Genomic DNA, 26,089 nt, shown 5'->3' with positions numbered 1-26,089 from the left:
GCCGAACAGCGCGTCGCGGCGGCCAACGGCACAGTTGCCAATGACACCGTGACTACGCCAGGCGAAGTATCGCGCCGTCGGCTGACGTTCACCGATGTGGTGGGCAGCCCCTCAGGGCTGCACCGCCTCATCTCGCCTGGGATCCCATGTATTCCGTACGCCGACCGGCAGCCCTGGCCTGCCCGCGCTGATCCTCGTCGCTGTTGCGGGCCGCGCCCCATGGTGAGAACTGAGGCCTGCGGCTGGCCCAGGCAGTGGATCGGTTGTACGCGGGGCCCAGCAGCAAGGTTAGGCCCCGCGCATGTTCCGTGCTGGTCAGTGCTTCAGGGCGTCCTTGCCCTTCTCCTTCGCATCTCGAAGATCGCCCTTGGCTTCCTTCGACTCACCCTCGGCGGCGATACGTTCGTTACCGGCCGCATGCCCCACTTCCTTCTCGACCTTGCCAACGGTCTGCTCAGTCTTGGCCTTGGCCTTTTCGCTGGCGCTCATGACGCGGTCCTCTCCTCTCTGTTAGCAGCGACCGGGTGCCCATGAATGCGTTCACAAAACAAAGCGAAGATCTGGAGGTTGGGGAAGTGGCCAGGAGTGGACGCTGTGATGGAGGTTCGTTCCCGTTCAATTGAGGGGCAGGGGCAGAGCCAGTCGCCCCCGGCTGCGTGTGAGGCACGGGTAGCGCGCAACCCGCACCGGCGAGGCGAGGCGAACGTCGCCCTCGGGGAACCCGGACGTGTGGATACCCGCGTGGCCGCCGCAACGTTAACCCAGATGGAGGCCACCGCCCTCGTCGACGGCGACAAGGTTCCCCCCCCCATCCAGCCGGCCCAGGGGCTGTTGCCGGCCTTGTGCCCGCCGGGTGTACCTGGGCAGGAGGCGGGCCCAGGGCCGCCGGCCGGTGAGGGCAGGCCGGGACGACGGGCGCAGCACGCGTCGCACCCACCGCGATCGTGCTGTCTTCTGGGCTGGGCGTGCGGGTGCCACGCCCACCCATGGCGCAGGTGGGGCATTTGTAGCCACAGGGGTGTTAATGCGGCCTCCGTCCGGGAACCCGTGAGCCATCAGCCGGAGAAACCGGCTGCCGGAGCGAGAGGCGGTGTGCCGTGGGGCATGGCGGCGATGTGATTGCGGAGCTGACGACCGATCACCGTGAGGTCAAGGAGCTCTTCGCGCAGTTCGATGACGCTCCTCCTGGTGGGGAGGACCGCAAGCGGCTGATGGATGCGTTGACGATCGAGCTGGTGCGGCACTCCGTGGCGGAGGAGGCGTACCTCTACCCGGCGGTGCGCGAGCACTTGGAGGGGGGCGATGCGCTGGCGGACAAGGAACTGGCCGATCACGCCCGCGTCGAGCAGCTGCTCAACGACCTCGAGCAGCGCGAGGCGACGGATGAGGACTTCGACCATCTGGTGCGGGAGCTGCGCTCCGAGGTGACCGCGCACGTGGATGACGAGGAGAACAACCTCTTCACCCGGCTCCGCAACGGTGTCCACCCCTACGTGCTGGAGGAGCTGGGCGACAAGGTCCGCCAGGCGAAGAAGAGCGCGCCCACCCGACCGCATCCCGCTGCCCCGAGCACGCCGCCGGCCAACAAGCTGCTCGCTCCGGGGCTGGGCCTGGTGGACCGGGTGCGCGACTACGTCAGCGGCCGCGGCCGGTAACCCACCCCGAGCTCTTCGGTCGCCGCCGCAGGGATCGCATCGGCCAGTCGCAGCTCTAGACGCGCTCGGCGTCGAGTTCGTCGCCTTGCAGGTGGCGCACGAGCGCGGGGCGGTGGAGGTCGGCGACAGGGCCGAGGAGGTCGGGGTGGCGCAGCAGCGTCGCCGCCCGGCGATCACGGTCGTCGGGCCGGGTCAGCCGGCGGAAGTCGAGACTCACCCCGGCGGCATGCTCACCGCAGGTGAGGGCGGCCACCGCCTCGTCGGCGAGTTCCGGCGTGGTGAGCAGGCACGCAGCCCAGCTCGCCACGACCTCGTCGACCCAGGTGCGCCAAGGCTCCTCGAACGCCTCCGGGCCGGACGCGTCGACGCCGGTGATCCAGTCCAGCCGGCCCGAGCCGCCGGGGCCGACGAAAGCGACTGCTGCGGCGTCCGCCGCCGTGGGGTAGCGCAGCCATGCAGCGGCCGTGGTTGCCTGGTGGGCCTGGGCCTCTGCGAGGGCCACGTCGAGGGCACCGCCCGTGGTGGGGTAGGAGCGCAGCAGCCACTGCGCGGTGGATGCTATGACCGGTGAGATATCGGCGGACAACGACATGGCGTCCTTTCTCTTGCGCCACAGGGTCACCGCGGGTCGCGGACCGTCGCGCTGTGCAGTGGGGGCCTTACCCCGGGCGCCCGGAAGCCTAGACGCGCGGACCATCGGACGAAATGACGCAGCTCACGCAGAATGCTTCGATATGCCCTTTCGCTCTTTTAGGGTCTGGGGTCGACGGAGCCCTTCAGCAGCACGCGGTCGCCGGCGGAGGCCGACGGTCCCCGTCCGCCCGCGGTCCTCGGCCGGGAGCCTCTCGCGGTCTGCGGCGATCGGGCGGGAGATGCGCGTGCGGGAGATGCTGATCTCGTGGTCGGTGGGCGCCGGGCGGCCCGGGCCAAGGTGGTGGGGCGGAAGGCCGGTGCCTCCGAGCGCTGCCGCGCAGATGCGGCCGCGCTGCTGACCGTACGGGGCGCGGGACGCCCGATGAGTGATGAGAACGTGGAGCTGAGCCGGCACCGGGCGGCCGCCCGGCTCGACAAGAAAGCGGGCGCGGCTGCCGTCCGTCCGCCGTGACCCCACGGACAAGGACACACCGGAGTCGACTGGGGGAGGCGTTCCTGTCTCGGATATGCCCGGAGCGGTAGGTGAGCTCCTCGACGGATGGCTCGTGGCTGCCCTTGGTCTCCAGCCGCTCCCGGACGCGGGCCAGGCCACAATGCGGTTGCGGCTGCATGGGTGATTGGTTTGGCACTGCGTCCGTGGACCCAGCCGCGCGCTTCACCATCGGATCGGCTCCGAGGTTCCGCCGACGCACGCCGGCGCGGCGCCTTGAACGTCGAGCGGGCCTGTATGGCACCCCCCAGGCACCGCAGAAGCTGGACTAGCGGCGGGCCGTGTGGGGGACACCCGGCGGCCCACCAGCGCCTAGGAGTTCTTCTTGCGGCGCGGGAGCAGGAAGTAGTCGCCCGTGGTGTCCTGCTCCGACTCGATGACAAGCTTGTACTTGCCGCTTTCCTCGGCATTCAGGTCGATTGGGTCGGCGTAGAGGAAGCGGTCGCCCTTGCCGATCTCCCTGCCGTCCGGGCTCCGCAGACTCCATTTCGGCTGCAGTCCCTTGTCGGGCTTGAGGTCGAAGGCGATACGGTCCCCGGCCTCAGCATCGATCGTGAACTCGTCCCGGCCGCCCGGCTGCTCGATACTCCCCTTGATCTCATTGTTGAGGCCGATGTTCCGCTTGCCGACGGGCGCGTCCCAGAGTTTGAAGGAATACGTCTGCGGCAGTGACGACAGGGCTCCCTGGGCGACGCGCAGGGTGTAGTGCCCGGGCTTCTCCAGCTCCACCGGCTTGGCCGAAGCGCAGCCGGCTGTCGACTCGCTGGAGAAGTTCGGAACCCTCTCCCCGTTGGCATGGCGCAGCGATAGAGCGGGCCCGAACGTGTCGTCGCACTCCAACTGCTGCACGTACAGGCGCAGCCCCTTCTGCGCGGAGAAGGTGTACTCGTCGGCAGTGCTCCCCGTGACGAGTTCGCCGGCGCCCTTGCCGGGCCTGCCCTTCGCGATCATGTCGCCCACGTCGACCGTGAACTTCTGGACCTCGTTCTTCTCACCTGTCGCCGGCCAGAGCTTGTACACCAGCCAGGCTGTGGCAATCAGCGCGATCGACATGAGCGTAACGAGCGCGATGGAAGAGGGCGATCCCAGCAGCCCGCGCCGTACTCCGGTGCTCGGCCCCGCGAGCCTCTCCACCTCACTGAAACCCGCGGCACGGCCTGTGATCTCCACGCCTGTTACGTCACCGTTGACCAGGACCTGTAGCGTCAACACGTCCTGAGCATTGAGCAACGGGCGTCCGAGCTCCACCGTGTCCGCGGCCACCCGCACGTCCGCGGTCACCGACGACGGCGTCCCGTGCACGCTACTCCAGACGATCTCGACGCCACCCGGGAACTTGGCCTTCAGATCGTCTTGGTAGTCCTCGTGCCTGACGGGCACGTTGCCCGCGTTGATGATCTCCAGGACCATCAACCGCGGCTGGTTGAGGACGCGACCGTCGTAGTGGATACCCAGGTTTTCGATGCCGTTGATGTTCTGGCCCAGATGGCTGTCCGCGACGAGTCTGTAGCCGATCCGGGTCCGCTGGTGACGCCGGTGGCTGAGGAAGGCGAGGACCAGCCCCAGGATACCGACGACAGCGCCAAGGACGCCGAGGAACATCTCCACCGGGGCGGCCTCAGTCCCGGTCTCGCCTGTCGCGTTGCGCCTCGAGGATCCAGCCGAGGAGCCCCGCGATCAGCAGTGCCTGCCCGATGGGCGGAAACACGCTGCTCGCGGCCATCAGCCGGGTGAAGCCGCCCTCGTCGACCTGGTGCTGCTCCCACTCTCCTGGCGGCGCAGACAAGTCAATGTTGCCGAGGCCCGTGTCCACCGTTGTGAACATCACCCCGTGTAGCAGCAGAATCACGAGGCCGGCCGCGATCAGGATGGCGGGTCTGCGATGCCTGCGCACCGCCTCAACGAAACGATCCACGGTCCCTCCACACTCAAACTGTTCGATGAGAAACGGTGCTCGGCAGCGTCACTGCTTCCCCGTGGCGCCATCATGTCGTAGAACTCCCTCTGCTGCAGGGCGAGTTGGCCAAAGCGATTGTTCATCGCAAGCAATCGGTGACCTCGCAGACGGCATCGGCCGACCTCCAACGACGTCCTCGTCCATGGCCTGATGGGCGCGCCCCTCGTCGTTCCCGAACGACCTGCGAAGCATCACCCGGCACAGCACCAGCGCACCGTATTCGCACGGCGGCCGTCGGAGCAGGTGGCGGGTCAGTGCGGTTACGTTGCGAGTGAGTTGCTGCGTGGTCATCGACGTCGCCGTGCGCACCGTAGTCGTGCCCGCTCCTGCCGTCGGTGGGCTCCCAGAGGTTGGCGGTTCGGTCCGGGGGAGCCGGGTCTTTGGTCTGGTGGGCGTCGAAGCCGGTGCGGCGAGGAATTGGTCCAGGAGTGCGGGGCCCGGCTTGTTTGCCAGGACGGTCGCGAAGGTGGACGCGCCGACGGAATATTGCTCGCGCCGGGGGTGGTCGGCTGCGTGGACGATGGCGCGGGCGGCGACTTCCGGCTGGTAGATGGGCGGCACCGGCTGCGGGTGGCGGGGCAGGCGGTACCACAGCCAGGAAAACTGAGGGGTGTTGACGGCCGGCAACTTCACCAGGGTGACGTTGACGCCGCTGCCCTCGTGGAGGAGTTCTGTGCGCAGGGCTGAGAGGCGGGCGGTCGCACGCCGATGCCGACGCTGGCTCCCGTGATGACGACTGTCCGGGGCGTGAGCTGGCAGCTTCCTTCGGCTAGCGGGCGGCACGGGTTGGCGGGGGTGGGATGCGTGGGGCGGCGGCCGGGTGGCCCAGTGTTGAGGGAGATCACGGCACAGCTGCGGGGGCGGCGCCGGTGCTCTTCACCCGGGTGCACCGCGTCCATCGCCCGACTGCCGACTGCCGACTGCCGACTGCCGACTGCCGACTGTCGACTGCCGACTGTCGACTGCCCGCTGGCGCGGAGGAGCGCGGAGGCCGAGCCAGGGCCCGCCTCGACTTGCCGGCCGGCACGTCCCCGATAGTTGCTAGGTGTCGGGGGCCGGAGGCAGTAGTGGTCCTGGAGGGCCTCACCGCCGTGTTGCGCGTTGTGCGGCTGGGGCTCACGCCCGGGCCGCTGCAGGGCGGGGCTGGCGCGCGTGGTGGGCGGGCAGACCCGTCCCGGGCCGTTGAGGATCGGTTTGCAAGCTGTGGGCGGCGGGGGGACGCTGGAAGAAGGGTGATCGCGGAGCTGCCGCGGTCGCTCGAAACGGCATGGACTGATACGTGTTCCGCGCTGGGAGCTGCCCGGGAAGTGGTGAGTGCGTCATGAGCAAGCAGGATGAAGCCATGGTGCGGGCGCTGCTCGACCAGCACGGCCGGACCTACGCCGCCCAGGCGGGGATCAGGCTGCGGAACACCCCGGCACCGCTGTACCAGCTCCTCGTGCTCTCCTTGCTGCTGTCTGCCCGTATCCGGGCGGACATCGCGGTCGAAGCCGCCCGCGCACTGTTCTCCGCCGGGATGCGCGATGCCCGACGGATGTCGGAGGCCACCTGGCAGCAGCGCGTCGACGCGCTCGGCGAGGGCGGCTACCGCCGCTACGACGAGCGGACCGCCACCCAACTCGGCGACGGAGCCGCACTTCTGCTGGACCGGTACAAGGGCGACCTGCGCCGGCTGCGCGAGAGTACGGACCCGAAGAAGCTGCTGCGGGACATCCCCGGCATCGGCCCCACCGGGGCGGACATCTTCCTCCGGGAGGCACAGGCCGTGTGGCCGGAGCTCGCCCCTCGCCTCGACCGCAAGGTGCTGGACGGGGCGCAGCGCCTCGGACTCCCCACCTCCGCCAAGAAACTGGCGTCCCTCGTGGACGACGCCGACCTGCCACAACTCGCCGCGGCGCTGGTCCGAGTCGCCCTCGACAAACGGAAGGCCGAGCAGGTGCGCTCCGCGGCAACATCCTGACGGCCGGGCCAGGCCGGGCCTTCAAAGGAACGCCGTGACCCGACGCCGGTCCCATGCCACCGACGCCCGTCTTATGTCACCGACGCCGGTCCTATGTCACCTGAGCAGCGACGAGTCCAGTTGGCTCAGTAGTTCTCCCGGCCCTTCGTAGACCTGCTGCGCTCCCGCCTCCAGTAGCTCGTGGCGGCAGTAGCCGCCGCTGAGAACTCCGATGCACGGCACCCCGGCGCGGGCTCCGGCCTTCATGTCCCAGACCGTGTCTCCCACGAACACCGCTCGACCGGGCTCGGTGCCGACCTCCGCGAGTGCCTGTTCCACGAGGTCAGGGGCGGGTTTGCTGGACTCCACGTCGTCCGCGCCGGTGACCGCGGTGAGCGCGTCCTCGGCGTCCAGCGCGGTCCGCATGGCGCTCAGCTCCGCTCCGCCCGCAGAGCTGGCGAGCACCACCTCCCAGCCGCGTCCGGCGCAGGCCCTCAGGAGGTCGGCGGCGCCTTCCAGGGGTGCCAGCCTGGTCCAGTACTCGGCGAAGAGCGCCTTGTGCGCCGCGCTGACCGCAGCATCGCGGTCGTGGTCCCGGCCGGGCCCGAGCAGATGGCCGATGAGGTGGTCGGCTCCCATCCCGACGGTGCGGTGGATGGCAGCCATCGGCACCCGGTGACCAGCCTGGCGGAAAGCCTCCCACCAGGTGACGGCGTGCAGATAGGTACTGTCGACGAGGGTCCCGTCCATATCGAACAGGGCAGCTCTCCGGTCCGCGTGCATGAAGCCCGCCTCCTTCGGGGCGCCGAGAGGCTGCTCCCGGCCGAGCGCGAGATCGATCGTGGTGGTACCGCCGGTCGCGTCGCCGGGACACGATGTCGTCGCCTGTCCATACGTGCCCTGAGGACGTCCGCTAATCCGTCCAGGGGCGGATGCCCGGCATAGGGGGAAGCAACCGTCGGCATCACGCGGAGAGCGTTGCTGGCCATGGGTGTGGGTCCCGCGTCGGCAGCGTGACCAGCCCGAAGGCCAGCTTTCCCATTCCACGCCGGACGTGCCATGGACCGGGCTTCCTCCATTCCCGACGCTTCAGGGCCCCTGTCTCCATGGCACAACTGATCGGCGGTGATCGCATACCAACAACTGTGGCTGAGCGAAGTACGCGAGTAGCGCAGACGGTGGGACGGGAGCACAGACGAATCCTGTGCCGATGGCGAAGCCGAATCATCGTTCCGGTTCAGAAGATTTCCTTGGCGGTTGAGCCGACGATGCGGGCCTGCACATTTGCGTTCCATCATGCGCAGGGCGGCTCCCGCGGGATCGCGGTGGATATGCGCGCAAGCGTCCTCGACGACGGTGAGGCCGATGTGGCGAATATGTGCGTGGGGTCACATCTGGCGTGCGTTTCGACAGCGGGCCCAGGTGGGCGGGCCGAACCAACAAAGCAGGAACCAGGCAACGAGCGCCACGACGACCCAGGGGGCGGCGCTGTTGTGCATCGCGACGCGCAGAATGAGGAGCAGCACCGAGGCGACGGTGGCCAGCAGCAGCAAGGCTCCTGCGATGGCCATCCATGAGGCCCAGAGGACCGTCTCAGGTTTGATCCTGCGTCCGGTGACCAGTCGGTGCAGGGTGACGGGGCCGATGAGCGCGCCGGTGGTGGCTGCTCCCAGGACGACCGTGACCACGTAAATGGTCTTGTCCGTCTGGCTGAGCGTGGTGAAGCGAGGCGTAAAGACGACGGTGAGCAGGAACCCGAAGAGGATTGGCACGCCGGTCTGAATGACGCGGACTTCCTGCAGCAATTCGTTCCACCGTCGGTCGTCCCGCTCCTCCACCGACTCGTGGCGCCCCTCGGGTATCTGCTGTCCGCCTGCCGATTCCATATGCCCTCCCGGGATTTACGCGAGCCAGCTGTTGGGGCAACTGCCGGAGCACCTGCGTACGGTAGAAGTCGAAGAAGCCGCGCTGGTCAGGGCCGATCTGGCTGATGTGCACGGCATCGAATCCCGCATCCGCGTAGGCGTTGATCGCGCTGAGGTGCGTTTCCACCTCGTTCACGCACGGAACGTTGTCCGCGACACGGTCCAGAGCGACGAGTTGCATCCCCTGCTCGAAGTGCAGGGGAGTGGGGAGAACCTGTGGCGGTTCACCGGGGAGCTGCTGACAAAGCCGTCGCCGACCCGGCCGGCCAGTTCTGTGGCGGCGGGGCCGGACCCCGAGACATCGATGGGCCTACTCCGCGGTCGACGCACCACATGCGGGCCATGCCCGCCCACGCCCCGGCCCCGGACCCGGGGACCGGGGCCGGCACTGCCGGAGGAGGCCGTGGCCCTCGACCGGCTCCCGGGGTACTCTCGGCTGCGCGCTGCGCCGCCAAGGACCGGCCCGGATGCGCCGGCTAGCGCGATCACGTCCACACCGCCGCGGGGGCCGGCCGAGTGTGGACCGCATCGCCTGACTGGCTTCCACGGAGAGCGCCCGCAGCTGCGTTTGGGCAGGCTGAGAACATGCCCGAGCCCCTGCCCCTCATCGTCGTGCATCCGCCAAATCCCTCTGGGGGCCGTTGCGTGCGCGTCGCTGAAGTGGACCTCGGTGTCGCTTACGGAGTGGTGGATCTGCTGGAGTTCCTGCGCCGGGCCGGCCTGGACCCTGAGGAAGTACGGCTGAACGACCCGGCTATCAAATGGCGCGGAGGCGGCCCCCACGTCTGGGGCACCGAAGCCATCTGACCGCGTGCCGTCGGACGGTGGCGTCTCGCCGTCGCGGCTGTGGCAGTCGGCCTCCGGGGTCGGGCTGGGGCCATGGGAAGCATCCTCCTCTCTGTATCTGTCCGCTCTGTATCTGTCCGCCTGCCAGCAGGCGGAGGACGCCCGGTGCTCCTCGGCGGCGCGGCGCTGGGTGTGGCCTACAGCCGCGCTGATCTCCAGCGGCTTCTGCGGCAGGCCGGCATCGACGACGAACTCATCGGCCTCGATGACGAAACGCTGATCGACTTCCAGGGCGGCGGGCCGGACGTGTGGGACTGAAATCAGGCGGCCCGAGCCGCGGCGGTCTTGCGGATCTCCTCCCGCCGCGCTGACAGCGGGGACTACGCCATTTGCCCCTCCGCAAGACGCGGGGTCGCGGAACCCGTGAGGTCATGGGGAGACCGCTCCGGCCGGAGCTGATCACGCACGCCCACGAGGAGAGCAGATGGCAGCCTGCGATGTCTGCGGCAACGACTACGCGATGGCCTTTGAGGTCCGCGTGGTCGGCGGCGCCGCCTACACCTTCGACAGCCTCGAATGCGCGGCGCACAAGCTCGCTCCCCTTTGCGACCACTGTGGCTGCCGCATCCTGGGTCACGGCCACCAGACCGACGGAAAGTTCTACTGCTGCGCCCATTGCGCCCGCGCCAAGGGCCACACCGCGCTCACCGACAACGCATAAATGACCACGGTCTCGTCCCCGCGGTCGATGTTCGCGCGTGCCGCCCACGAGCAGTAGTTTATCCCCGCGGGCGCGACGCAAGCCCGGGGGGTGTGCTGCTCCGAGGACGCAGCCGTGAAGCCACGGCGCACCGGTACGGAGTCAGTGACCGCACGGAGTCCGCTGCGATTGCGGCGGACACTGGCTGTCGGCGCGCTGGTGCTCCTCGTCGCACTGAGCTGCGGCCAGCGAGCGCAGTTCGTGGAGCGGTGCGTCACCCGGAGTGCGCTGCAGGTCAGGACCGTGGCTTCGGTGTGCCTCGGCGTCCCGGGTGCCGGTCGGCCGGCGCGAGCGCCCCTTGGTGCCGGTGGGACCCCGGCGGTGGTGATGTTCGACCCGCAGTGGCCGTCGCCCGCGGGGCAGAGGAGCCTGCGGCGGTCGCGGGTGCGCCGGCCACCGCGCACACCAGGGCGTGGAGCCTGCGGCGGGCGAGGGGTTCCAGATCGGCCGAGTCCAGGTGGTGCGTGCTGTGCTGGACGAGCCGGACGATCTTCGTCTCGACTGCCGCTCGGGCACCGGTGACGACGAGCGCGTGCCGTACCGCGGTGAGGTCTTCGGGGCTCAGGCTGGGGCTGCCGACACAATCGTCCAGGACAGCCAGGGAGGCCGCGTCGCCGTTGGCCGCGGCGCGCGCCCGGGCCACGGCGACGAGAGAGGTGAGCTTGCCCTGCCGGATGTCGTCGCCCGAGGGCTTTCCCGTACGGCCGGGGTCACCGAAGGCGCCGTGGAGGTCGTCGCGGAGTTGGAAGGCGATTCCGGCACTCCGGCCGGCCGCCCGCAGCGCCCGGGTGGAGGTTTCGTCGGCGCCGGCCAGGGCGGCGCCGAGCGCAAGGGGCCGCTCCACCGAATACAAGGCGCTCTTGAGGCGGGCAATACGGATCGCGTCGGACAAGGATGCCGACCCGGTGGCCTGAGCGTGGAGGTCGAGGTATTGGCCTGCGGCCATCTCGGTCCGCATGGCGGCCCACGTCTCCCGGATGCGGCGGCCGGTCCGCGCCGGCAGTTCGAGCTCGGCGAGGGTGTCGTCCGCCCAGGCCAGCGCGAGGTCGCCGCCGAGCAGGGCAGCAGCGACGCCCAGCGCCTCGCCCGCTCCCGGCCGACGGGCCGCGGCGTACTGGGTGGCGATGTCAGCCTGCAGGGTAGGTCTGCCGCGGCGCAGCCGCGAGGCATCCAACAAGTCGTCGTGCACGAGCGCGCAGGTCTGGAGGAGTTCGAGTGCGGCAGCGATACGCAGCGCGCCGTGGGCCTGCTCAGGGTCTTGGCCTCCCCCGCAGGCACGCATGGCCCACCACAGGAACTGCGACCGCATCCGTTTGCCGCCGTCGAGCGTGAACCGCGCGACGCGCTCGGCGACGTCACACCCGAAGACCCCGTCCAGACCACGGGCCGAACGCGTTCTCTCGCGCAGGACGTCAGCGAGCACGGAGCCGACGGCAGCCGGCACGTCCCGGTCAACGGATGCTGCTCCCCGCCACGCCGCCGGACGGTGGCTTCTCGGCCCCCGGGCGCGAGCGGAGTCCGAAGGGCCCGGCTGCTGATGGCCCCGGGGAGAAGCCGGCAGATGCTCAAAGCGGGCGGGACTCCCCGCCCCCGTCTCCGTCTCGTGCATTCCCCCTCCTCTCCGCGAGAGCACTCTCGCCAACGATCGACCAGCAACGCACCACAGTTCACTCAGTCGATCACGGTGAGCACTCTCCGGCACGCGGGGCGCCGGACAGCACACCGCACCGCGCTGCGCCAGCTCTGTGGACGGGGCTTGTTACTCGGGTTCGAGGAGGCGTTGGGTGGGGCGTTGTCGGCCCTGTGCCGCGGGGTGCCCCGGGGGAGAGGGGAGTGGGACACAGGGCCGCCAGCCAGTGAGGGGGGCCGGGACAACGGATACGGAACGGATCGCACCCACCCTGATGATCCGGCTTCCGGCCCGCAGGATGGGGGCGCCACGCCCGCCTGTCAGGCGGTTGGGGCAAATCCGGGCACGCCCGTGTCGCGCGCGTGAAGTCCGGGAACTGGTGGTGCGTCAGCCGGAGGATCCGGCTGACGGAGGAGAGGCGGCGCGCTGTGGAGCATGACGGCGATGTGATCGCAGAGCTGACCGCTGATCACCGTGAGGTCGAGGAGTACTTCGCGCGGTTCGACCAGGCGCCCCCGGGCAGCGAGGAACGCAAGCGGCTCGTGGACGCTCTGACGATCGAGCTGGTGCGGCACTCCGTCGCCCAGGAGCACTACCTCTACCCCGCGGTGCGCAAGTACCTCGACGGCGGCCACGCCCTGGCGGACAAGGAACTCGCCGACCACGCCCGCATCGAGCACCTGCTCAACGCACTCCAGCAGCGCCAGGCCCTGGACGAGGACTTCGAACACCTGGTGCGCAGGCTGCGCACCGAGGTGACGGCGCACGTCGATGACGAGGAGAACGACCTGTACCTCCAGATGCGCAGCAACGTCGACGCCGACGTTCTGCAGGAGCTGGGCGACAAGATCCGCCGCTCGAAGAAGACCGCCCCCATCCGCCCCCACCCCGCTGCCCCGGATGAACCGCCGGCCGGCAAGGCGCTCGCGCCGGGCCTGGGGCTGGTGGACCGGGTGCGTGACCACCTCACCAGCCGCCGCCATACCTGAGCGCAGGGGGCCACTGGCCGTGTGCCGCGTCGGCCGTTGTCGTCGGCCCTGTGCCGCCAGCCGCCCTGAACCGGGAGGCGGACACAGGGCCGCCGGCCGGTGAGAGAACGGCCGGGACGATGGGCACAGCACGCACCGCACCCGCCGTGATCCTCCCGTCTCCGGGGCCGAAGGTACGGGTGCCACGCCCAGCGCTCGGCAAGCGGGGCAATTCCGCACGCATCGGTGTGGTGGTTCGCCGGACCGGGAACCGGTGTTCCGACGTCAGCCGGAGCGGCCGGCTGCCGACGCGAGAGGCGGTGTGCCGTGGGGCATGGCGGCGATGTGATTGCGGAGCTGACCACCGACCACCGTGAGGTCGAGGAACTCTTCGAGCAGTTCCAAGACGCTCCCCCCGGAGGCGAGGACCGCAAGCGGCTGGTGGATGCGCTGACGATCGAGCTGGTGCGGCACTCCGTCGCCGAGGAGCAGTACCTCTACCCCGCGGTGCGCGAGCACTTGGAAGGCGGCGAAGCGCTGGCGGACAAGGAACTGGCCGATCACGCCCGCGTCGAACAGCTCCTCAACGAACTCCAGCAGCGCGACGCCGACGATCTCGACTTCGACCGGCTGGTGGTGAAGCTGCGCACCGAGGTCACCGCCCACGTCGACGACGAAGAGAACAACCTCTTCACCCGTCTGCGCGACGGCGTGCACCCCTACGTCCTGGAGGAGCTGGGCAACAAGGTCCGCCAGGCGAAGAAGAGTGCTCCCACCCGCCCCCATCCCGGTGCGCCGAGCACACCGCCGGCCAACAAGCTGCTGGCGCCCGGGCTGGGCCTGGTGGACCGGGTGCGTGACTACGTCAGCGGCCGCGGCCGGTGATCCACCACCGGCAGCGCGACGTAGAGTTCCCCGTCCATGCCGGCCGCCACGAGGGACCGGGCGGCCCGACCCGCGACCAGCTCTACGAAGAGGCCAAGAAGAACATCGAGGGCTGCTCCCACATGAACAAGGAGCAGCTACGACGCGCCGTCGGCCGCTGAACCCCAGAACCCGATCTGCGGCGGCGGCGCGGGCCGTGAGGCATTTGACGCCGGTACTGGTCCACCAGGAGTGGCGAGAGCGCACTTAACCCAGGGCGCATGTCCAGATCACGGGGTGCGGGGTGCCTGCGCCGTCGTATGGGTCGCCGTCGTAGGCCCAACCTCCCGCCCTGGCATCGTCGTTGACGGCCTCGGCGCCCGCCGGACCGCCGGGGGCGAGGCTGGGGAGAGCTCGAAGCGGGCCGGAGCCCGGCCAGATCTGGGCCTGGTCGATGGGGGTGATCGGCGGGATGCCGTACGGGAACATCGCGGTGCCAACGGCCACGCCGCTGCTGGGGCTGATGTCGTTGAGCCAGCCCTTGCCCTCGTGAGCAGGGAGCCCCGGTATCTGGACACCGTCCTTGGTGTACGGGGCGTCCCAGTAGGTCTCGGCGGCCAGGTCCTGGTGGCTGGATGTGCGTTCGCCGACGACGCGTCCGTGGTTGTCGATGGCGGACGGATGCCAGTCCGTGTCGGTGTTGATCTCGACGGGCTTGAGATCGCGTCCCGGGCCTGTGGTGCCACCGGGCCAGACCAGCCCGACGCTGCCGCTCACGTCGCTCACGCCGTCCCAGTACCAGGAGGAACCGATCACCGTTCCCCGGGAGTTGATACCGCTTACGCGGACGCGGGTGTGCCCGGGTGTGATGGTGAGGGTCCGGGTGAGGGTGGCGCCGTGCCAGAGGTAGGCGGTGTCCGAACTGTCGTTGCCACCCGCGACGGTCCCGAGGTCGTTGACGTCGGCGGCATAGGTGCCGCCGGGGAGGATCCGTACCGCCGGGGCACCGGCCCGGTAGCTGAAGGCGGCGGCACCCACCGGGCCCTGGAGGCTGCCCACCATGAGGCCGCGGTGGTTGACGGCGGCGACGGAGCCGCTGTCGTATCCGGACGGGAGCGGGACGCGGTGCACGGTGCTTCCCGTCCAGTAGGCGGGCAGCCCCGCGGACCGGCCGACGGACAAGCCGCCGGCGCCGAAGTCGTTGACACTCTCGCTGCCCCAGGACCCGGCGCCGGCGCCCGGCAGCCGGTCGAGGACATGAATGGCAGGCGTGCAGCGGGAGGCCGGGCCAGGGTCTTCCGCAGCGGCCGCGGGAAGTGCTGTGGTCAGCAGCGCTCCCAGGGTGAGTGCCGTGGCGGCCATGGCTCTGCTACTGCCTGGTCTCATGGAGGAGCCCCCTTCGTCGCGACGGGTTCGGCCCCGCCGGCCGCTCATCATCGACTGCCGGCACCGGTGGACGGGGATGTTCCACGCGGAATGGCTCAATCGCGCCGAAGACGGCGCTTTCCCGGTAAAACGATGAGCTCGGCGAGCGCGAAGGGATGCAGCCGCTGACCGGCCCGCCGACCGGAAATCGGCAGGGCTCAAGAAAGCCCAGACAAGCCCAGACCGAAGGGCTTCCGGCCTGAGCTTTCTGCGCTTGCTGGAAGATCGGTGGCCCTCCCGAGGGATACCTCACGTCGACGTAGTCCGCTGTGGAGGCGACCGCCGGGGGTGGACGTGGCGAGCGGGCTCTGTGCCTTCTCGGCGTGTATGCGTCCACCACTCAGCGATGATGCGGACGGCTCGCCCGCTCAACGCAAGGCACCCGCGGTGTTCAGTAACGGAAGCCGGCCTTGTCTCCGCGGATCTGAATCATGACGAGGGCGATGGTTTCGTCGCCATCTTGCGAATGGAGCTGAAGGGGAAGGTCGCGGATGGCGCCGATAGCCTCGATCATCCGTCCCTGGTCTCCGCCGTCGACGGCCTCGGCTTGCGCTTCGAAGAGCTCCCTCACTTGTTCCCACCCCTCGCCTGGGGTGAAGTGGCACCTGAACCAGGGCTGGTCGATGTCGATAAGGGAGAGGGTGCCGAGGGTGGTGTCCCCACTCTTCAGCTCCCATGACCGCGACGCCACGTCTGCACCTTTCTTGTGATGTTTCCTGTTTGAATCCGTTCTGGCGCTCACCGCTGTACTTCCAGGCGATCGTCGGGGCACGGCTCAGCGAGATCCACGGAGAGTCGTTGTCCTGGACGACGTGCTGCCAAGCGGGAACGTCGGGATTGTTGCCTGGCGCCCTTAGCCCTTGGCCGGCATCTTCATCCTCTCGCGGGCCGCGGTACGCATAGCCACTCAGGCGGTCGCTGTGGGGCGAGACGGTGATGGGTGGTGCGAAGGGGCGGTTCTTCAGCCAGCCGAAAGCAGGGTCGAGGAGCCTGCTGCTGCCGCCTACGGCGGCGCCGATCAACAGGTCCCAGGAAGTGGTGGGCCGGCAGGCACCAAGCCCGCGTCAGCCACCACGAGCAACGTGGTCGAGCACCGCCGGAAACTGCCGAGCCATCAGGTCAAAGACCGTTGCAGTGCTGGCCGGTGGGCGCCTGCGGCCGGCTCGGGGAGGCTGCCTCGCGGATCGGCGGACCTGCGCGCGTGGCGCTCCGGGCCGGTCTACCGGTGATCGGCATTGTCACCGTTCGTCGTACACGCCCTGCCCTGGCTGCCGCCTGCGCTCGTCAGAATGGCGCTTGCCACGATGTCGAAGAGGTGATTGGCGCGGGGTGCAAGCGCGGGTTGGTCGCCGGTCCACGCGAGCATCGAAATGAGCGCGAACAAGTCGTCGCCATCGATATCGCTCCGCGCCACACCCGCGGCCTGAGCCCGGGCGAGGAGCCGGGCACCGGCTGCGCGCAGCGTGGTGCACGAAGCGTGTAGTGCGGATTCGGGGTCCTCGATAGCGGCAGCCATCAGCACGGTCACCCCTCGGTACTCGGTTGTCCACGCAACACAGTCGCGGACCCATGAGACGAGAGCGCCTTCGACTGCATCCGACGCCTCAAGCTCAGTCGCTTTGGCTGTCAGCTCGTCGAAGCTCGTGTGGAGCAGAGCCTCCAGCAGTGCCTCGCGCGTGGGGAAGTGCCGCAGTAGCGTCGCGAGCCCGACATCGGCCCTGCGTGCAATGTCGCGCATCGACACGTCAATGCCTTGCTCGGTGATGGTCGTACCCGCCACGGCGAGCAGGTGGTCGCGGTTCCTCTTGGCGTCGGCCCGCATCGGTTCCTCGCTTGACTGAACGGTTCAGTGATCCATATATTCGGATCACTGGTCCACTTAAGTGGGTCGCTGATCCGGATAAGCGTAACCCGCGCTGCGGGCAGGGGAGAAACGATGCCGAACCACACGATGAAGGCCGTCCGGCTGCACGAGTTCGGCGGCCCCGACGTGCTGCGCTACGAGGAGGTGGCGGTTCCCGAGCCGGCGCCGGGTGAGGTGCTCGTCCGCGTGCACGCGGTCGGTCTCAACCCGCCTGACTGGTACGTACGCGAGGGCATGCCTGGCATTCCTCCCGAGTTCAGGCCCCCCTTCGACCTGCCCCTGATTCCGGGGACCGACATCTCGGGTGTCGTGGAAGCCGTCGCCGCCGATGTCCATGGCTTCACGGCCGGGGATGAGGTGGTCGGCCTGCTGCGCTTCCCCGTTCTGATGCAGAGCGGTGCGTACGCCGAGTACGTCACCGCACCCGCATCCGACCTCGCCCTCAAGCCGGCCACTGTCGACCACGCGCACGCCGCCGGACTGCCCATGTCGGGGCTGACGGCATGGCAATACTTGATCGAGGTCGGGCATGATCAACCCTCCCCTTTCCAGGAGGCCAAGCACCGCCCCACGGCGTTGAGCAGCGACACCACAGTGCTCATCAACGGCGCGGGCGGCGGTGTGGGCCACCTTGCCCTACAACTGGCCAAGTGGAAGGGGGCCCGCGTCATCGCCGTGGCCTCCGGCGCCCACGAGACGTTCCTGCGCGACCTCGGCGCCGACGAGTTCATCGACTACACCAAGGAGCGCCCCGAGGACATCGTTCGCGACATCGACCTCGTCCTGGACGCCGTCGGAGGCCCCGCCAGCCGGCGCTTCCTGCCCACCCTCAAGCGCGGCGGTGCCCTTTACCCGGTGTACTTCGGGGAGTTCGATGACGAGGAGAACGCGAAACTGGGTGTCACCGTCACCGGCACGCAGGTTCGCGCAAACGGCGCTCAACTCGCCGAACTTGGGCACCTGCTCGACGCGGGCATGGTCCGCGTCGCGATTGACAGCACGTTCGCGCTCGCGGACGCCCGAACAGCGCACAGGCGCGCCGCCCAAGGGCACATCCAGGGCAAGATCGTGCTCACGGTCGCTTAGTCCTGCAACGGTGTGTGTGCTGATGGTTGGGCAGTTCTACGGGCTGTGTCCGTGTTGTGTGCAGTGGCTGGTGGGGGCTTGGCGGCGGCGGAGCGGCACCGACGCCCTGTCAGGCCTCCCTGATCTGTGGCCATATCGCCCTCGGAAAGCGAACGACGGCCGCTGCCGGCCGCCGTGTCCGCCCCAATCGTGTCGTCCTGTCCACGAGCCCGTCGGGCACCGGGGAGGTGAGCGTCGACGAGGGCGGCCAGGATGTGCGCTGGCACCGGCTTCCGTCCCTCGAAGTGGCGGCCGTGCTGCGGTTGAGCGACTTCCCGGCAGCCGGCACGGGAGACTGCTCGGTCCATGACGGCCCGTGGATCTCCTGCCTGGGCCGCTATGCCGACGCGCCCCCAGCCAAGCGGTGGGTTGCTCGGAGGCATCAGCCGGCGCCGGCTGCTCATGGTGAAACGGTCAGCAAGCCGCAGTCCAACGAAGACCCCAGTTGACGTGGTCACTTCGTGAAGCGTGATCATGGGGGCATGAGGAACGAAAAGGCGAACGGCCCGGTGGCGTGTCCCGGATGCCAGACGCGGGGGAACGTGCCAGTGGCCGAGGCACGTACCGACAGAGGGGAGCGGCGCGAGGACCTGACGACCAACATCACGCCGGCATCGAAGGGCAGCGATAATGGCTGCATGCACGTCGTCGAGGGCCTCGTGCTCGCCTTGGTGGCTGGACTCGCCGGGAAGTATTTTGCCGACGAACGGGACCTGCCGTGGCTCACGGCCGTTGGCGTCGTCGTCGCGGTGCTCATCGTGGTGGCCACGATTGCCATCGTCCGTAGCGAGGCCAGGGATGCACGGCGGGCCCGGGACGGAGTTGCCCGTGCGACCGCACTCACCGCCGAGGCGCGCTTCTGCTGTACCTGCCAGGGGGTGTTTTACCCGTCCGGGCACCCATCGCCAGGGATCGTGACGCCGGAGCAGTTCCGCCGGCATGTGCAGACGGCAGTGGGCCATGCCCCATCGGACAGGCCATAGGAGGCCGCCGGGGCATCGGCCGGATTGCCGACCGCCGACGGCGTCCCCGGCCGCAACTGCTGACCGAGGAAGTCCATGGCGACGGTGCCTGCAAAGGCCGGCAAGCCCCAGGCCAGGGCAAGGACGACAAGATTGCCGGAGCCGTGACTGTGGCGGTGGGCGGCGATGAAAAGCAGCGGCGCCCGTGTACCCGCCCGTACCCGGGTCGCGTCTGCCGCTGCCCAGGCTGCGCGAGGGCAGCGGTGGCACCCCACCACTCGGCGTCGGCGAGGCGGTGAGCGCGCAGCTCGTGGAAGCTGAACTTGAAGCGGGCACCGCGGCGGCCGACGTTCTCCAGGTCGGGGGCGATGAGCGCCTGGGCCTGTACGGCGTACCGGCCGGTGACCACCAACGGGTAGGGCGTGCTGGCTCTATGGCCGTGTGCGGTGGAGGCGGTCGACTGGCTTCGTGCCATCGTGCGGCCATCGCCCGCATACCCTCCGTGGTGAGCCTGACCGCGGAGGCGGGCAGGGCCTTGAGGCGGGCCTGGAGCGGGCAGGTGTCCGGCCGGCATCAGGGGCTCGTAAGGCATGACGAGTTGCTGGGTCGCTCGGGTCATTGCGACATAGCGGCTGACCGCTCCTTCGATGCCCTTGCCGAACTCATCCGGGTCGATAACGACGACCAGGTCGAACTCGAGCCCCTTCGACAGCTCCGGGGTCAGCGACCGGACGCGGGACGTCGGCTGGAACGTGGGATCGCCAATGACGCAGGCGATCCCGTCGGCATGTGCGGTGAGCCAGGTGTCGAGGATCGAGCTCAAATCCGCAGCAGATCCGTGTACGACGGGGACGTCGCTCCTGCGGATGGAGGTCGGCACGTTGGCGTCCGGGAGCACGGCCCGGATGACCGGCTCGGCCTCCGCCATGACTTCTTCCGGTGTCCGGTAGTTGATGCTCAGGGAGGCCAGGTTGATCCGGTCGAGTCCGATTCGCTCCAGCCGTTCCCGCCACGACTCGGTGAACCCGTGCCGGGCCTGGGCGCGGTCCCCGACAATGGTGAAGCTCCGGGACGGGCACCGGAGCAGCAGCATCTGCCACTCTGCGTCGGTCAGTTCCTGAGCCTCGTCCACGACGATATGCGCGAACGGGCCGGCGAGCAGGTCCGGTTCGACGCCGGGCAGCGAGGCCTCGTCGACCAGACTGTCCCGCAGGTCCTGTCCGCGCAGCATCGTCACCGCCCCTTCACCGTCGTCATCGGCCGCGAGCACGTTGTCGATGACGTCGGCCATGCGCTCGCGTTCGGCAGCGACAGCGGCCTTGTGCCGGCGTTGTCGTCGTGCCGCCTCCGGGTCGCCGAGCCGCTGCCGTGCCGCGTCCAGAAGCGGCAGGTCGGACACCGTCCAGGCCTGGGGGGCTTCCTTGCGCTGAAGCTTGCGCACCTCGTCGCGGCTGAGCCAGGGAGCGCACATCCGCAGGTAGGCGGGTACCGACCACAGGTCTCCGACGAGGTCGGCCGCTTCGAGCAGTGGCCACGCGCGGTTGAGAGTGGTGACCAGCTCTTCGTCGTGCAGCAGTGACCTCCGGAAGAGGTCGGGCGAGACATCATCGTCATGCTTGGCCATCAGGATGGTGAGCAGTTCCTCCCAGATCTGCTCGCGCGCCTCGTTGTGCGGAGTACCTGGCTCTGGTGCTTCGAATGCCTCGGCCCAGTCGTCGGCGCTCAGCCAGATGTCGGACCAGTCGGTCGTGACCGTCATTCCCTCGGCGGGCGGCTCCTCGTAGAGCCTGACGGCCTTTTCGATCGCCCCCACCATGTCCGCGGACGACTTCAGGCGGGCCACGTCCGGGTCGGCCTCGACCGCTGCTGCGGCTCCCTCGGCGACGAGGTCTCGCACAGTGCAGGTCCGCACGCCCTCCTCTCCGAGACTCGGGAGGACATCGGCGACGTAGGCCAGGTAGGGCCGGTGCGGACCGACGAACAGCACACCGCCCCGACGGTGACCGAGGCGAGGATCGGAGTAGAGGAGGTAGGCGGAGCGGTGCAGGGCGACCACGGTCTTCCCCGTACCCGGACCGCCATCGACGACGAGAGCGCCGCGGGATCCCGCGCGGATGATGGCGTCCTGGTCGGCTTGGATGGTGCCGAGCACGTCTCGCATTCGTGCCGACCTGTTGCTGCCCAGGCTGGCTATGAAGGCGGACTGGTCGTCGAGCGCGGCGTGCCCGGCAAACCCGTCCGAGGCGAACACCTCGTCCCAGTAGTCGCTGATCCGGCCGCGGGTCCAGCGATACCTTCGGCGGCTCACCAGACCCATCGGGTTGGCGTGGGTGGCGCCGAAGAACGGCTCGGCCGCGGGGGAGCGCCAGTCGAGCAGCAGTCGACGGCCCGTGCTGTCCGTAAGGCCAAGCCGTCCCACGTACACCGGCTCGGGGTAGTCCGCGCTGACCATGTGTCCCAGGCACAGGTCCAAGCCGAAGCGACGCAGTGCGCGCAGGCGAGCGGTCAGCCGGTGGATCTCCGCGTCCCGGTCCATCGCCTGGCGGCCCACGCCGCCGGGCGCCCTGCGCTCGGCTTCGAGGCGGTCGGACAGTTCGGAGATCGCCTGCTCAAGGCTCTTGGCGATGGCCGCGAAGTGCTGCTCGTCGCCGGCGATCAGCGTCGGGTCGGCCTTGGGGAAAAGGTGGTCGGGAAGGTGAAACACGCTGGTAGTCAGCGGGTGCACGGTATCGGCTCCGATCTGAGGTCGCTCGCGGCCATTGCGCGCGGCATGGCGTCCCGACCGGCGTGACGAACCTGGTGGCCATGACGAGCAACGCTCGCCTGACGTGGACACCGTGGCCGTTGTCGGTTCAGTCCGCCAGGGTTTGCAGGTTCTCGTGTTCTGGGTCCTGGCTCGACGAGCCCGCGTGGTTCACGCGGACATGGGCGGCCTTTCCCGGCTGACCGCGTCGAGCAGCAGCTTCGCGGCCACCGTTGCCCCGTCGGTGCGGATCGTGGTGGCCACGGCGGTCGCTCGTGCGCGGGTCTCGGGGGTCAGGGCCGTCTTGAGCGCGGCGGACAGCGACTCGGTGGTCGGAGCCGGACCGTCATGGGCCGTGCCGATGCCCAGGTCGGCCACCCGGCCGGCCCAGTACGGCTGGTCCACCGCCTGGGGTACCACCACCTGGGGCGCACCAGCCCGTGCGGCCGTCGTCGTGGTGCCCGCGCCACCGTGGTGCACGACGGCGGCTGCCCGGCGGAACAGCGCCTGATGGTTGACCTCGCCGACGACGAAGCAGTCGTTCCGGTCGTCGACCAGGGCAAGGCCGGCCCAGCCGCGCCCGACGAGTGCGCGGCGGCCCTGCGCGCGGATCGCCTCGATGGCCACCCCGGCGGCGTCCTCCGAGGCGCGCATGGGCATGCTGCCGAACCCCACGAACACCGGCGGTGCGCCGGCGTCCAGGAACGCCTCCAACTCGGCCGGGAGCGGGCGTTCGTCCGGCACCATCCACGCGCCGGTCTGCACGACGTCGAGGTCTGTCGGCTGCCACGGGCTCAGGGCCGGGTCGGTCGCCAGCCACGGGCGGTCGGTGTAGATGTGATCGCGGACGTTGTCCACCGGCGGCAGGTCCATCGACGCCCGGTGGGTGTTGAGCGCCGGGCCGAACAGTTCCTTGATGTCCTGGGCGTCCAGGTCCCACAGCGCCCGGTTGTCGGTCACCTCGGGCGGGAACGGCCGGCCCGGTCGCGGCAGCGGCGGGCGGTGTGGCGACGGCAGGGTGATCGGCTGGTAGCTCGCGTACACGTAGTGGATGCCCAGTTTCTCGGTCACCGACCGCTCGGCGACGGGCATCATGCCGCCCGCCACCAGGGCATCACATCCCTCGGCCGCTTCGACGATCGTGCCGAACTGAGCGGCGCCCCATTCGGCCGCGTGCCGGGGCAGGTCTGCCGCCGCCGGCGGCGTCGCCCCGGTCACCATCGGGCGCACGGGCCGGCCGACAGGCACCAGCGGCACGCCGACACCGGCCAGCAGCTCCGCGAAGTCGGGCGGCGCGCACACCCGCACCTCCGCGCCGAGTGCCCGCAACCGCACCGCGAGCCCCACCATCGGTTCGACGTCCCCGCGTGACCCATACGTCGACAACAACACACGCATTCCGCGACTCTCATTTCCTCAACTTCTGGCCTCGGCGGGCGATTCTGCGGCACGACCTGGGTCTTGCCGCAAGCCCCCCGGTGCGCTATAAGTTGAGAGTGGCAAGGAGCGAGTTCCCTCCTTGCCTTTGCTTTTTGGGCCGTGGGGGAAATCGTCCGCTGTGGACGGACAACCTCCTCCCGAAGCGGCGGCGCGCCGCATACGGCGGCCCCGTCGGCCCAGGGGCTCTCTCTTGCGCCTACAAATGCAGCCGCGGAACGAGAAGTTCTCCACCCTCTTCAGCAAGGCCGGCTCGAACGTCGTCGAGAGCGCCGCCATTTGCCGTGCTCGCAGGTTGATACGCGTGATCTTCGCTGGCCTGTCCGTGAGTCTGGCCGGCCAGCCGCCACGCGTATCGCGATTTGCCTCATCGCGCGACCGACCGTCACAGCACGCGGTTGAAGAACAAGCTGAGAAACGGTATGCGTACCGATCGCGTGGAGGGTTCCGTTCGAATGGGGTGCCTGGGCCGGGTGGTCTTGTCCGGATGGAGGCATGAGAGCAGGGGGCCTCCTGGTAGCTCGGGTTGCGACGTCACGAACACCAAGGAGGTCCTGTTGTTCCAGTCTTGCGTGACGGCCCTGGCGCCGTCCAACTCCCGCGTGTAGTTGGGCGATTGCCTCGTCTACCGGTTCGGGAACGCAGCCGGCCGGCCGGAGAGAGTACGGAGGTGCCCGTCGGAGATGACCGGACGCGGAGTGGGCGGTGGTGCGTGACACGCTGCCCGTGCCGGCCTGGCTGGAGGGCCGGGGCGGCCAGCCGGAAGGCTGCTGTCACCGGCAGATGCTGGATGCGGTCTTCTGCATCACCGACAACGGCGGCAAGTGGCGCTCCGTTCTTCGGATTTCCCCGCATGGGACCGTGTCTACGCCTTCTTCCGCAGGTGGCGCAGAGGTGGGCCGCCTCGCCGATCTCGCAGCCCGGATCGCTGAGGCCCCCGGCAACGATCGCGCAGAGCGGCAAGGCCGCCATCCCTCTGGATAATTCGATCGCGTCGCGGCTCGATATCCGTTACACAGGCGCGGTGACTGATCCCTATCTCCTTCGGCCCATCACCGACGGCGAGTTCGCCATATGGGCCCGCGTGATCGCCAACACCTACGGCAGTGACCGGTCCGATGAGGAACTCGCCCATGAACGCGCCACCATCGAGCTGGACCGCACGATCGCCGCGTTCGACGGGGACACGCCCGTGGGAGGCGCCGCGATCTACACCCGGTCCCTCACCGTCCCCGGCGCCGTGCTCCCGGTCGCGGGCGTCACCTGGGTCGGCGTGGCCCCCACCCACCGGCGCCGCGGCGTCCTCGCCTCGATGATGCACAAGCAGCTGACCGACCTGCACGAGTCCGGCGGCGAGCCGATCGCCGTTCTCCGCCCGTCCGAGGCCGCGATCTACGGCCGCTTCGGCTACGGCCCCGCCACCCGCGGGAACCAGCTCCGGTGCGACAAGCGGTCCATGCTCTTCCGCCCCGGCACCGATTTCGGCGACGGGACCATCCAGCTCCTGGATCGCGACACAGCCCGACCCTCGATCGAGAAGGTCTACGAGGCGGTCCGGACCGCCTCGATCGCCTGGCCCGACCGTGCCGAACGGTTCTGGAACAACCGACTGGACGACGCGCCGCACTCGCGCGACGGCGCGACATCGCTGCGATATGCCGTGCACCGCGAGCCACACGGCGACACCACCGGGTATGCGCTCTACCGGATCAACGACGCGCGGGACGCCCTGGGCAACGATACGAGCGCGGTGCAGATCGTGGAGCTGGCAGCCGCCACCCGGCAGGCATACGCCGCTCTGTGGCGCTTCCTTGCCGGGATCGACCTGGTGCCGTGGATCGAGTACGAGGCCGCCGCGGACGAGCCGCTGCCGCACCTGCTGGCCGAACCGCGGGCGGTCCGGTCGACCGTGGTCGACCGGCTGTGGGTGCGACTGGTCGATGTCGACCGGGCTCTGGCCGGACGCCGCTACTCCACGCCGCTGGATGTGGTTTTGAACGTCGAAGACGACTTCTGCCCCTGGAACACCGGACGCTACCGGTTGCAGGCCGAGGGGGATGCAGTCATCTGCGAGCGCACAAAGGCACCCGCCGACCTCCAACTCACCGCAGCCGAGCTCGGAGCGGCCTTCCTCGGCGGCACAACGCTGGCCTCCCTCGCAGCCGCGGGCCTGGTCCGGGAACTGCGATCTGGCGCGCTGGCCCGCACCACACGCGCTTTCCGCGCCGACCGCGAGCCCTTCTACCCCGGCGGCTGGGCGTTCCCCGCCTACTGAAAGCAGTCGTCAGGCAGCCTCCGTGTCCCGTCAAACTGATGCGGGTGATGGATCACAGACCGGACCGTATGCCTTATCGCCAGGAGCGAGGCCTGTACCAGCGGATCTTGTGCGGAGGCAGCCGCCGGGCGAAGAAATCGGCGAGCTCGGCCTGCTGAGCATCGTCGAGAGCCCGTTTCGGGATGAAGCTGGACGCCCCGCTGATCTGCCGCACGAACCAGAATCCGGAGCGCTCCCAGGCCTCGCGGTACGCATCCCAGCCGATCTCTGCCTTACTGACTGCGGTTCGCAGAGCGAACGTCTCCTCGGTGACACGCACCGTCCACGGCTCAGCGAACAGCGCTGCGGATCTGCGAGGCGCGAGGCGGACGATCACCTCCAGGAACACCGGCAAACCCAGACCGACACATAAGGGCGTCATCGCCGGACGGTCCGACAGCAGGCTGATCAGACCCACCACAACCATCAGCGCGCAGATGATCAACATCCCGCGAATGGTCGGTGAGTTCCGTATCGCTCCGCGGTACTCACGGGTGGTCAGATGAAACGTGGCGGAGATGTCCATGGGGTGAGGTGCCTCCTTCGGGGCCAGTCGGAATCCGCGCCAGAGTACTGGAGGAACCGCCAGTC

General features: G+C 69.2%; 23 protein-coding genes and 5 pseudogenes. 12 read left to right on the top strand and 16 right to left on the bottom strand.

Annotated features, from left to right (window positions below):
• Nucleotides 1-315: 315 nt before the first annotated feature.
• The gene (locus ABZ851_RS32005) at nucleotides 316-489 is read right to left on the bottom strand and encodes a CsbD family protein (RefSeq protein ID WP_361135036.1); all 174 of its coding nucleotides are present in this window, start codon (nucleotides 487-489) and stop codon (nucleotides 316-318) included.
• 608 nt (nucleotides 490-1,097) lie between these two features.
• Between ABZ851_RS32005 and ABZ851_RS32000 the strand changes: the two genes are divergently transcribed.
• Nucleotides 1,098-1,655 (top strand): hemerythrin domain-containing protein, encoded by a 558-nt coding sequence (locus ABZ851_RS32000; protein ID WP_361135034.1) that lies wholly within the window; start codon nucleotides 1,098-1,100, stop codon nucleotides 1,653-1,655.
• A 55-nt stretch (nucleotides 1,656-1,710) separates the two neighbouring features.
• On the opposite strand, the gene ABZ851_RS31995 is transcribed toward ABZ851_RS32000, so the two are convergent.
• Complete coding sequence (locus ABZ851_RS31995; protein WP_361135105.1) at nucleotides 1,711-2,241, bottom strand: hypothetical protein; 531 nt, start codon at nucleotides 2,239-2,241, stop codon at nucleotides 1,711-1,713.
• A gap of 312 nt (nucleotides 2,242-2,553) precedes the next feature.
• Between ABZ851_RS31995 and ABZ851_RS31990 the strand changes: the two genes are divergently transcribed.
• Nucleotides 2,554-2,760: a hypothetical protein gene (locus tag ABZ851_RS31990; protein WP_361135031.1), complete on the top strand. Its 207-nt coding sequence runs from the start codon at nucleotides 2,554-2,556 to the stop codon at nucleotides 2,758-2,760.
• A 351-nt stretch (nucleotides 2,761-3,111) separates the two neighbouring features.
• Here the strand turns inward: ABZ851_RS31990 and ABZ851_RS31985 are convergent, their stop codons facing one another.
• The 3 genes and pseudogenes from ABZ851_RS31985 to ABZ851_RS31975 all read right to left on the bottom strand — a co-directional run.
• Nucleotides 3,112-4,407: a hypothetical protein gene (locus tag ABZ851_RS31985; RefSeq protein WP_361135028.1), complete on the bottom strand. Its 1,296-nt coding sequence runs from the start codon at nucleotides 4,405-4,407 to the stop codon at nucleotides 3,112-3,114.
• 10 nt (nucleotides 4,408-4,417) lie between these two features.
• Nucleotides 4,418-4,714, bottom strand: coding sequence for a hypothetical protein (locus ABZ851_RS31980; protein ID WP_361135025.1), 297 nt, complete (start codon nucleotides 4,712-4,714; stop codon nucleotides 4,418-4,420).
• A gap of 328 nt (nucleotides 4,715-5,042) precedes the next feature.
• Nucleotides 5,043-5,443, bottom strand: a pseudogene (locus tag ABZ851_RS31975) (short-chain dehydrogenase); the annotation flags it as partial.
• A gap of 634 nt (nucleotides 5,444-6,077) precedes the next feature.
• On the opposite strand from ABZ851_RS31975, the gene ABZ851_RS31970 reads away from it, so the two are divergent.
• Nucleotides 6,078-6,716: an endonuclease gene (locus ABZ851_RS31970; protein ID WP_361135022.1), complete on the top strand. Its 639-nt coding sequence runs from the start codon at nucleotides 6,078-6,080 to the stop codon at nucleotides 6,714-6,716.
• Nucleotides 6,717-6,812: 96 nt separating this feature from the next.
• Here the strand turns inward: ABZ851_RS31970 and ABZ851_RS31965 are convergent, their stop codons facing one another.
• The 4 genes and pseudogenes from ABZ851_RS31965 to ABZ851_RS31950 form a co-directional block, all read right to left on the bottom strand.
• Nucleotides 6,813-7,478: an HAD family hydrolase gene (locus ABZ851_RS31965; protein WP_361135019.1), complete on the bottom strand. Its 666-nt coding sequence runs from the start codon at nucleotides 7,476-7,478 to the stop codon at nucleotides 6,813-6,815.
• Nucleotides 7,479-7,981: 503 nt separating this feature from the next.
• Nucleotides 7,982-8,077 (bottom strand): annotated as a pseudogene (locus ABZ851_RS31960) (cysteine hydrolase); the annotation flags it as partial.
• 6 nt (nucleotides 8,078-8,083) lie between these two features.
• A complete protein-coding gene (locus ABZ851_RS31955) occupies nucleotides 8,084-8,581 on the bottom strand; it encodes a DUF6328 family protein (RefSeq protein ID WP_361135016.1) in 498 nt (165 codons plus the stop codon).
• A 31-nt stretch (nucleotides 8,582-8,612) separates the two neighbouring features.
• Nucleotides 8,613-8,929: pseudogene (locus ABZ851_RS31950) on the bottom strand (LLM class F420-dependent oxidoreductase); the annotation flags it as partial.
• 336 nt (nucleotides 8,930-9,265) lie between these two features.
• Here ABZ851_RS31950 and ABZ851_RS31945 point away from each other — a divergent pair.
• From ABZ851_RS31945 to ABZ851_RS31935, 3 genes are all read left to right on the top strand, one after another.
• The gene (locus tag ABZ851_RS31945) at nucleotides 9,266-9,427 is read left to right on the top strand and encodes a hypothetical protein (protein WP_361135013.1); all 162 of its coding nucleotides are present in this window, start codon (nucleotides 9,266-9,268) and stop codon (nucleotides 9,425-9,427) included.
• 144 nt (nucleotides 9,428-9,571) lie between these two features.
• Nucleotides 9,572-9,724 carry a hypothetical protein gene (locus ABZ851_RS31940; protein ID WP_361135010.1) on the top strand — a complete coding sequence of 51 codons (153 nt, stop codon included), beginning with the start codon at nucleotides 9,572-9,574 and terminating at the stop codon, nucleotides 9,722-9,724.
• 166 nt (nucleotides 9,725-9,890) lie between these two features.
• Nucleotides 9,891-10,127 carry a hypothetical protein gene (locus ABZ851_RS31935; RefSeq protein ID WP_336053331.1) on the top strand — a complete coding sequence of 79 codons (237 nt, stop codon included), beginning with the start codon at nucleotides 9,891-9,893 and terminating at the stop codon, nucleotides 10,125-10,127.
• A gap of 274 nt (nucleotides 10,128-10,401) precedes the next feature.
• Here ABZ851_RS31935 and ABZ851_RS31930 read toward each other — a convergent pair whose 3' ends face one another.
• Nucleotides 10,402-11,589, bottom strand: coding sequence for a polyprenyl synthetase family protein (locus tag ABZ851_RS31930; protein ID WP_361135007.1), 1,188 nt, complete (start codon nucleotides 11,587-11,589; stop codon nucleotides 10,402-10,404).
• Nucleotides 11,590-12,224: 635 nt separating this feature from the next.
• On the opposite strand from ABZ851_RS31930, the gene ABZ851_RS31925 reads away from it, so the two are divergent.
• The 3 genes and pseudogenes from ABZ851_RS31925 to ABZ851_RS31915 form a co-directional block, all read left to right on the top strand.
• Nucleotides 12,225-12,785 carry a hemerythrin domain-containing protein gene (locus ABZ851_RS31925; RefSeq protein WP_361135004.1) on the top strand — a complete coding sequence of 187 codons (561 nt, stop codon included), beginning with the start codon at nucleotides 12,225-12,227 and terminating at the stop codon, nucleotides 12,783-12,785.
• 306 nt (nucleotides 12,786-13,091) lie between these two features.
• A complete protein-coding gene (locus tag ABZ851_RS31920) occupies nucleotides 13,092-13,649 on the top strand; it encodes a hemerythrin domain-containing protein (RefSeq protein WP_361135001.1) in 558 nt (185 codons plus the stop codon).
• Nucleotides 13,650-13,696: 47 nt separating this feature from the next.
• Nucleotides 13,697-13,810 (top strand): annotated as a pseudogene (locus tag ABZ851_RS31915) (plasmid stabilization protein); the annotation flags it as partial.
• 85 nt (nucleotides 13,811-13,895) lie between these two features.
• On the opposite strand, the gene ABZ851_RS31910 reads toward ABZ851_RS31915, so the two are convergent.
• The 3 genes from ABZ851_RS31910 to ABZ851_RS31900 form a co-directional block, all read right to left on the bottom strand.
• Complete coding sequence (locus ABZ851_RS31910; protein WP_361134998.1) at nucleotides 13,896-15,014, bottom strand: hypothetical protein; 1,119 nt, start codon at nucleotides 15,012-15,014, stop codon at nucleotides 13,896-13,898.
• 430 nt (nucleotides 15,015-15,444) lie between these two features.
• The gene (locus ABZ851_RS31905) at nucleotides 15,445-15,795 is read right to left on the bottom strand and encodes a hypothetical protein (protein ID WP_361134996.1); all 351 of its coding nucleotides are present in this window, start codon (nucleotides 15,793-15,795) and stop codon (nucleotides 15,445-15,447) included.
• A gap of 477 nt (nucleotides 15,796-16,272) precedes the next feature.
• On the bottom strand, nucleotides 16,273-16,875 hold the full coding sequence (locus ABZ851_RS31900) for a helix-turn-helix domain-containing protein (RefSeq protein ID WP_361134993.1): 603 nt from the start codon (nucleotides 16,873-16,875) through the stop codon (nucleotides 16,273-16,275).
• Nucleotides 16,876-16,989: 114 nt separating this feature from the next.
• Between ABZ851_RS31900 and ABZ851_RS31895 the strand changes: the two genes are divergently transcribed.
• Nucleotides 16,990-18,003, top strand: a complete 1,014-nt coding sequence (locus ABZ851_RS31895; RefSeq protein WP_361134990.1) for an NADP-dependent oxidoreductase — start codon at nucleotides 16,990-16,992, stop codon at nucleotides 18,001-18,003.
• Nucleotides 18,004-19,593: 1,590 nt separating this feature from the next.
• Here ABZ851_RS31895 and helR read toward each other — a convergent pair.
• Both helR and ABZ851_RS31885 read right to left on the bottom strand, forming a co-directional pair.
• Nucleotides 19,594-21,729 (bottom strand): annotated as a pseudogene (helR, locus tag ABZ851_RS31890) (RNA polymerase recycling motor ATPase HelR); the annotation flags it as partial.
• A gap of 189 nt (nucleotides 21,730-21,918) precedes the next feature.
• The gene (locus tag ABZ851_RS31885; RefSeq protein WP_361134987.1) at nucleotides 21,919-23,145 is read right to left on the bottom strand and encodes a glycosyltransferase; all 1,227 of its coding nucleotides are present in this window, start codon (nucleotides 23,143-23,145) and stop codon (nucleotides 21,919-21,921) included.
• A 744-nt stretch (nucleotides 23,146-23,889) separates the two neighbouring features.
• Here ABZ851_RS31885 and ABZ851_RS31880 point away from each other — a divergent pair.
• Together ABZ851_RS31880 and ABZ851_RS31875 are read left to right on the top strand one after the other, a co-directional pair.
• Complete coding sequence (locus tag ABZ851_RS31880; protein WP_361134984.1) at nucleotides 23,890-24,168, top strand: hypothetical protein; 279 nt, start codon at nucleotides 23,890-23,892, stop codon at nucleotides 24,166-24,168.
• A gap of 40 nt (nucleotides 24,169-24,208) precedes the next feature.
• A complete protein-coding gene (locus ABZ851_RS31875) occupies nucleotides 24,209-25,459 on the top strand; it encodes a GNAT family N-acetyltransferase (protein WP_361134981.1) in 1,251 nt (416 codons plus the stop codon).
• 73 nt (nucleotides 25,460-25,532) lie between these two features.
• On the opposite strand, the gene ABZ851_RS31870 is transcribed toward ABZ851_RS31875, so the two are convergent.
• Entirely contained in the window at nucleotides 25,533-26,024 is a 492-nt protein-coding gene (locus ABZ851_RS31870; RefSeq protein ID WP_361134978.1) for a YcxB family protein, read from the bottom strand.
• Nucleotides 26,025-26,089: the final 65 nt, after the last annotated feature.

It is taken from the genome of Streptomyces sp. NPDC047049, assembly GCF_040643995.1.
GTDB classification, from domain to species: Bacteria; Actinomycetota; Actinomycetes; order Streptomycetales; family Streptomycetaceae; genus Streptomyces; species Streptomyces mooreae.
This window is presented reverse-complemented; position numbering and strand designations above follow the sequence as displayed.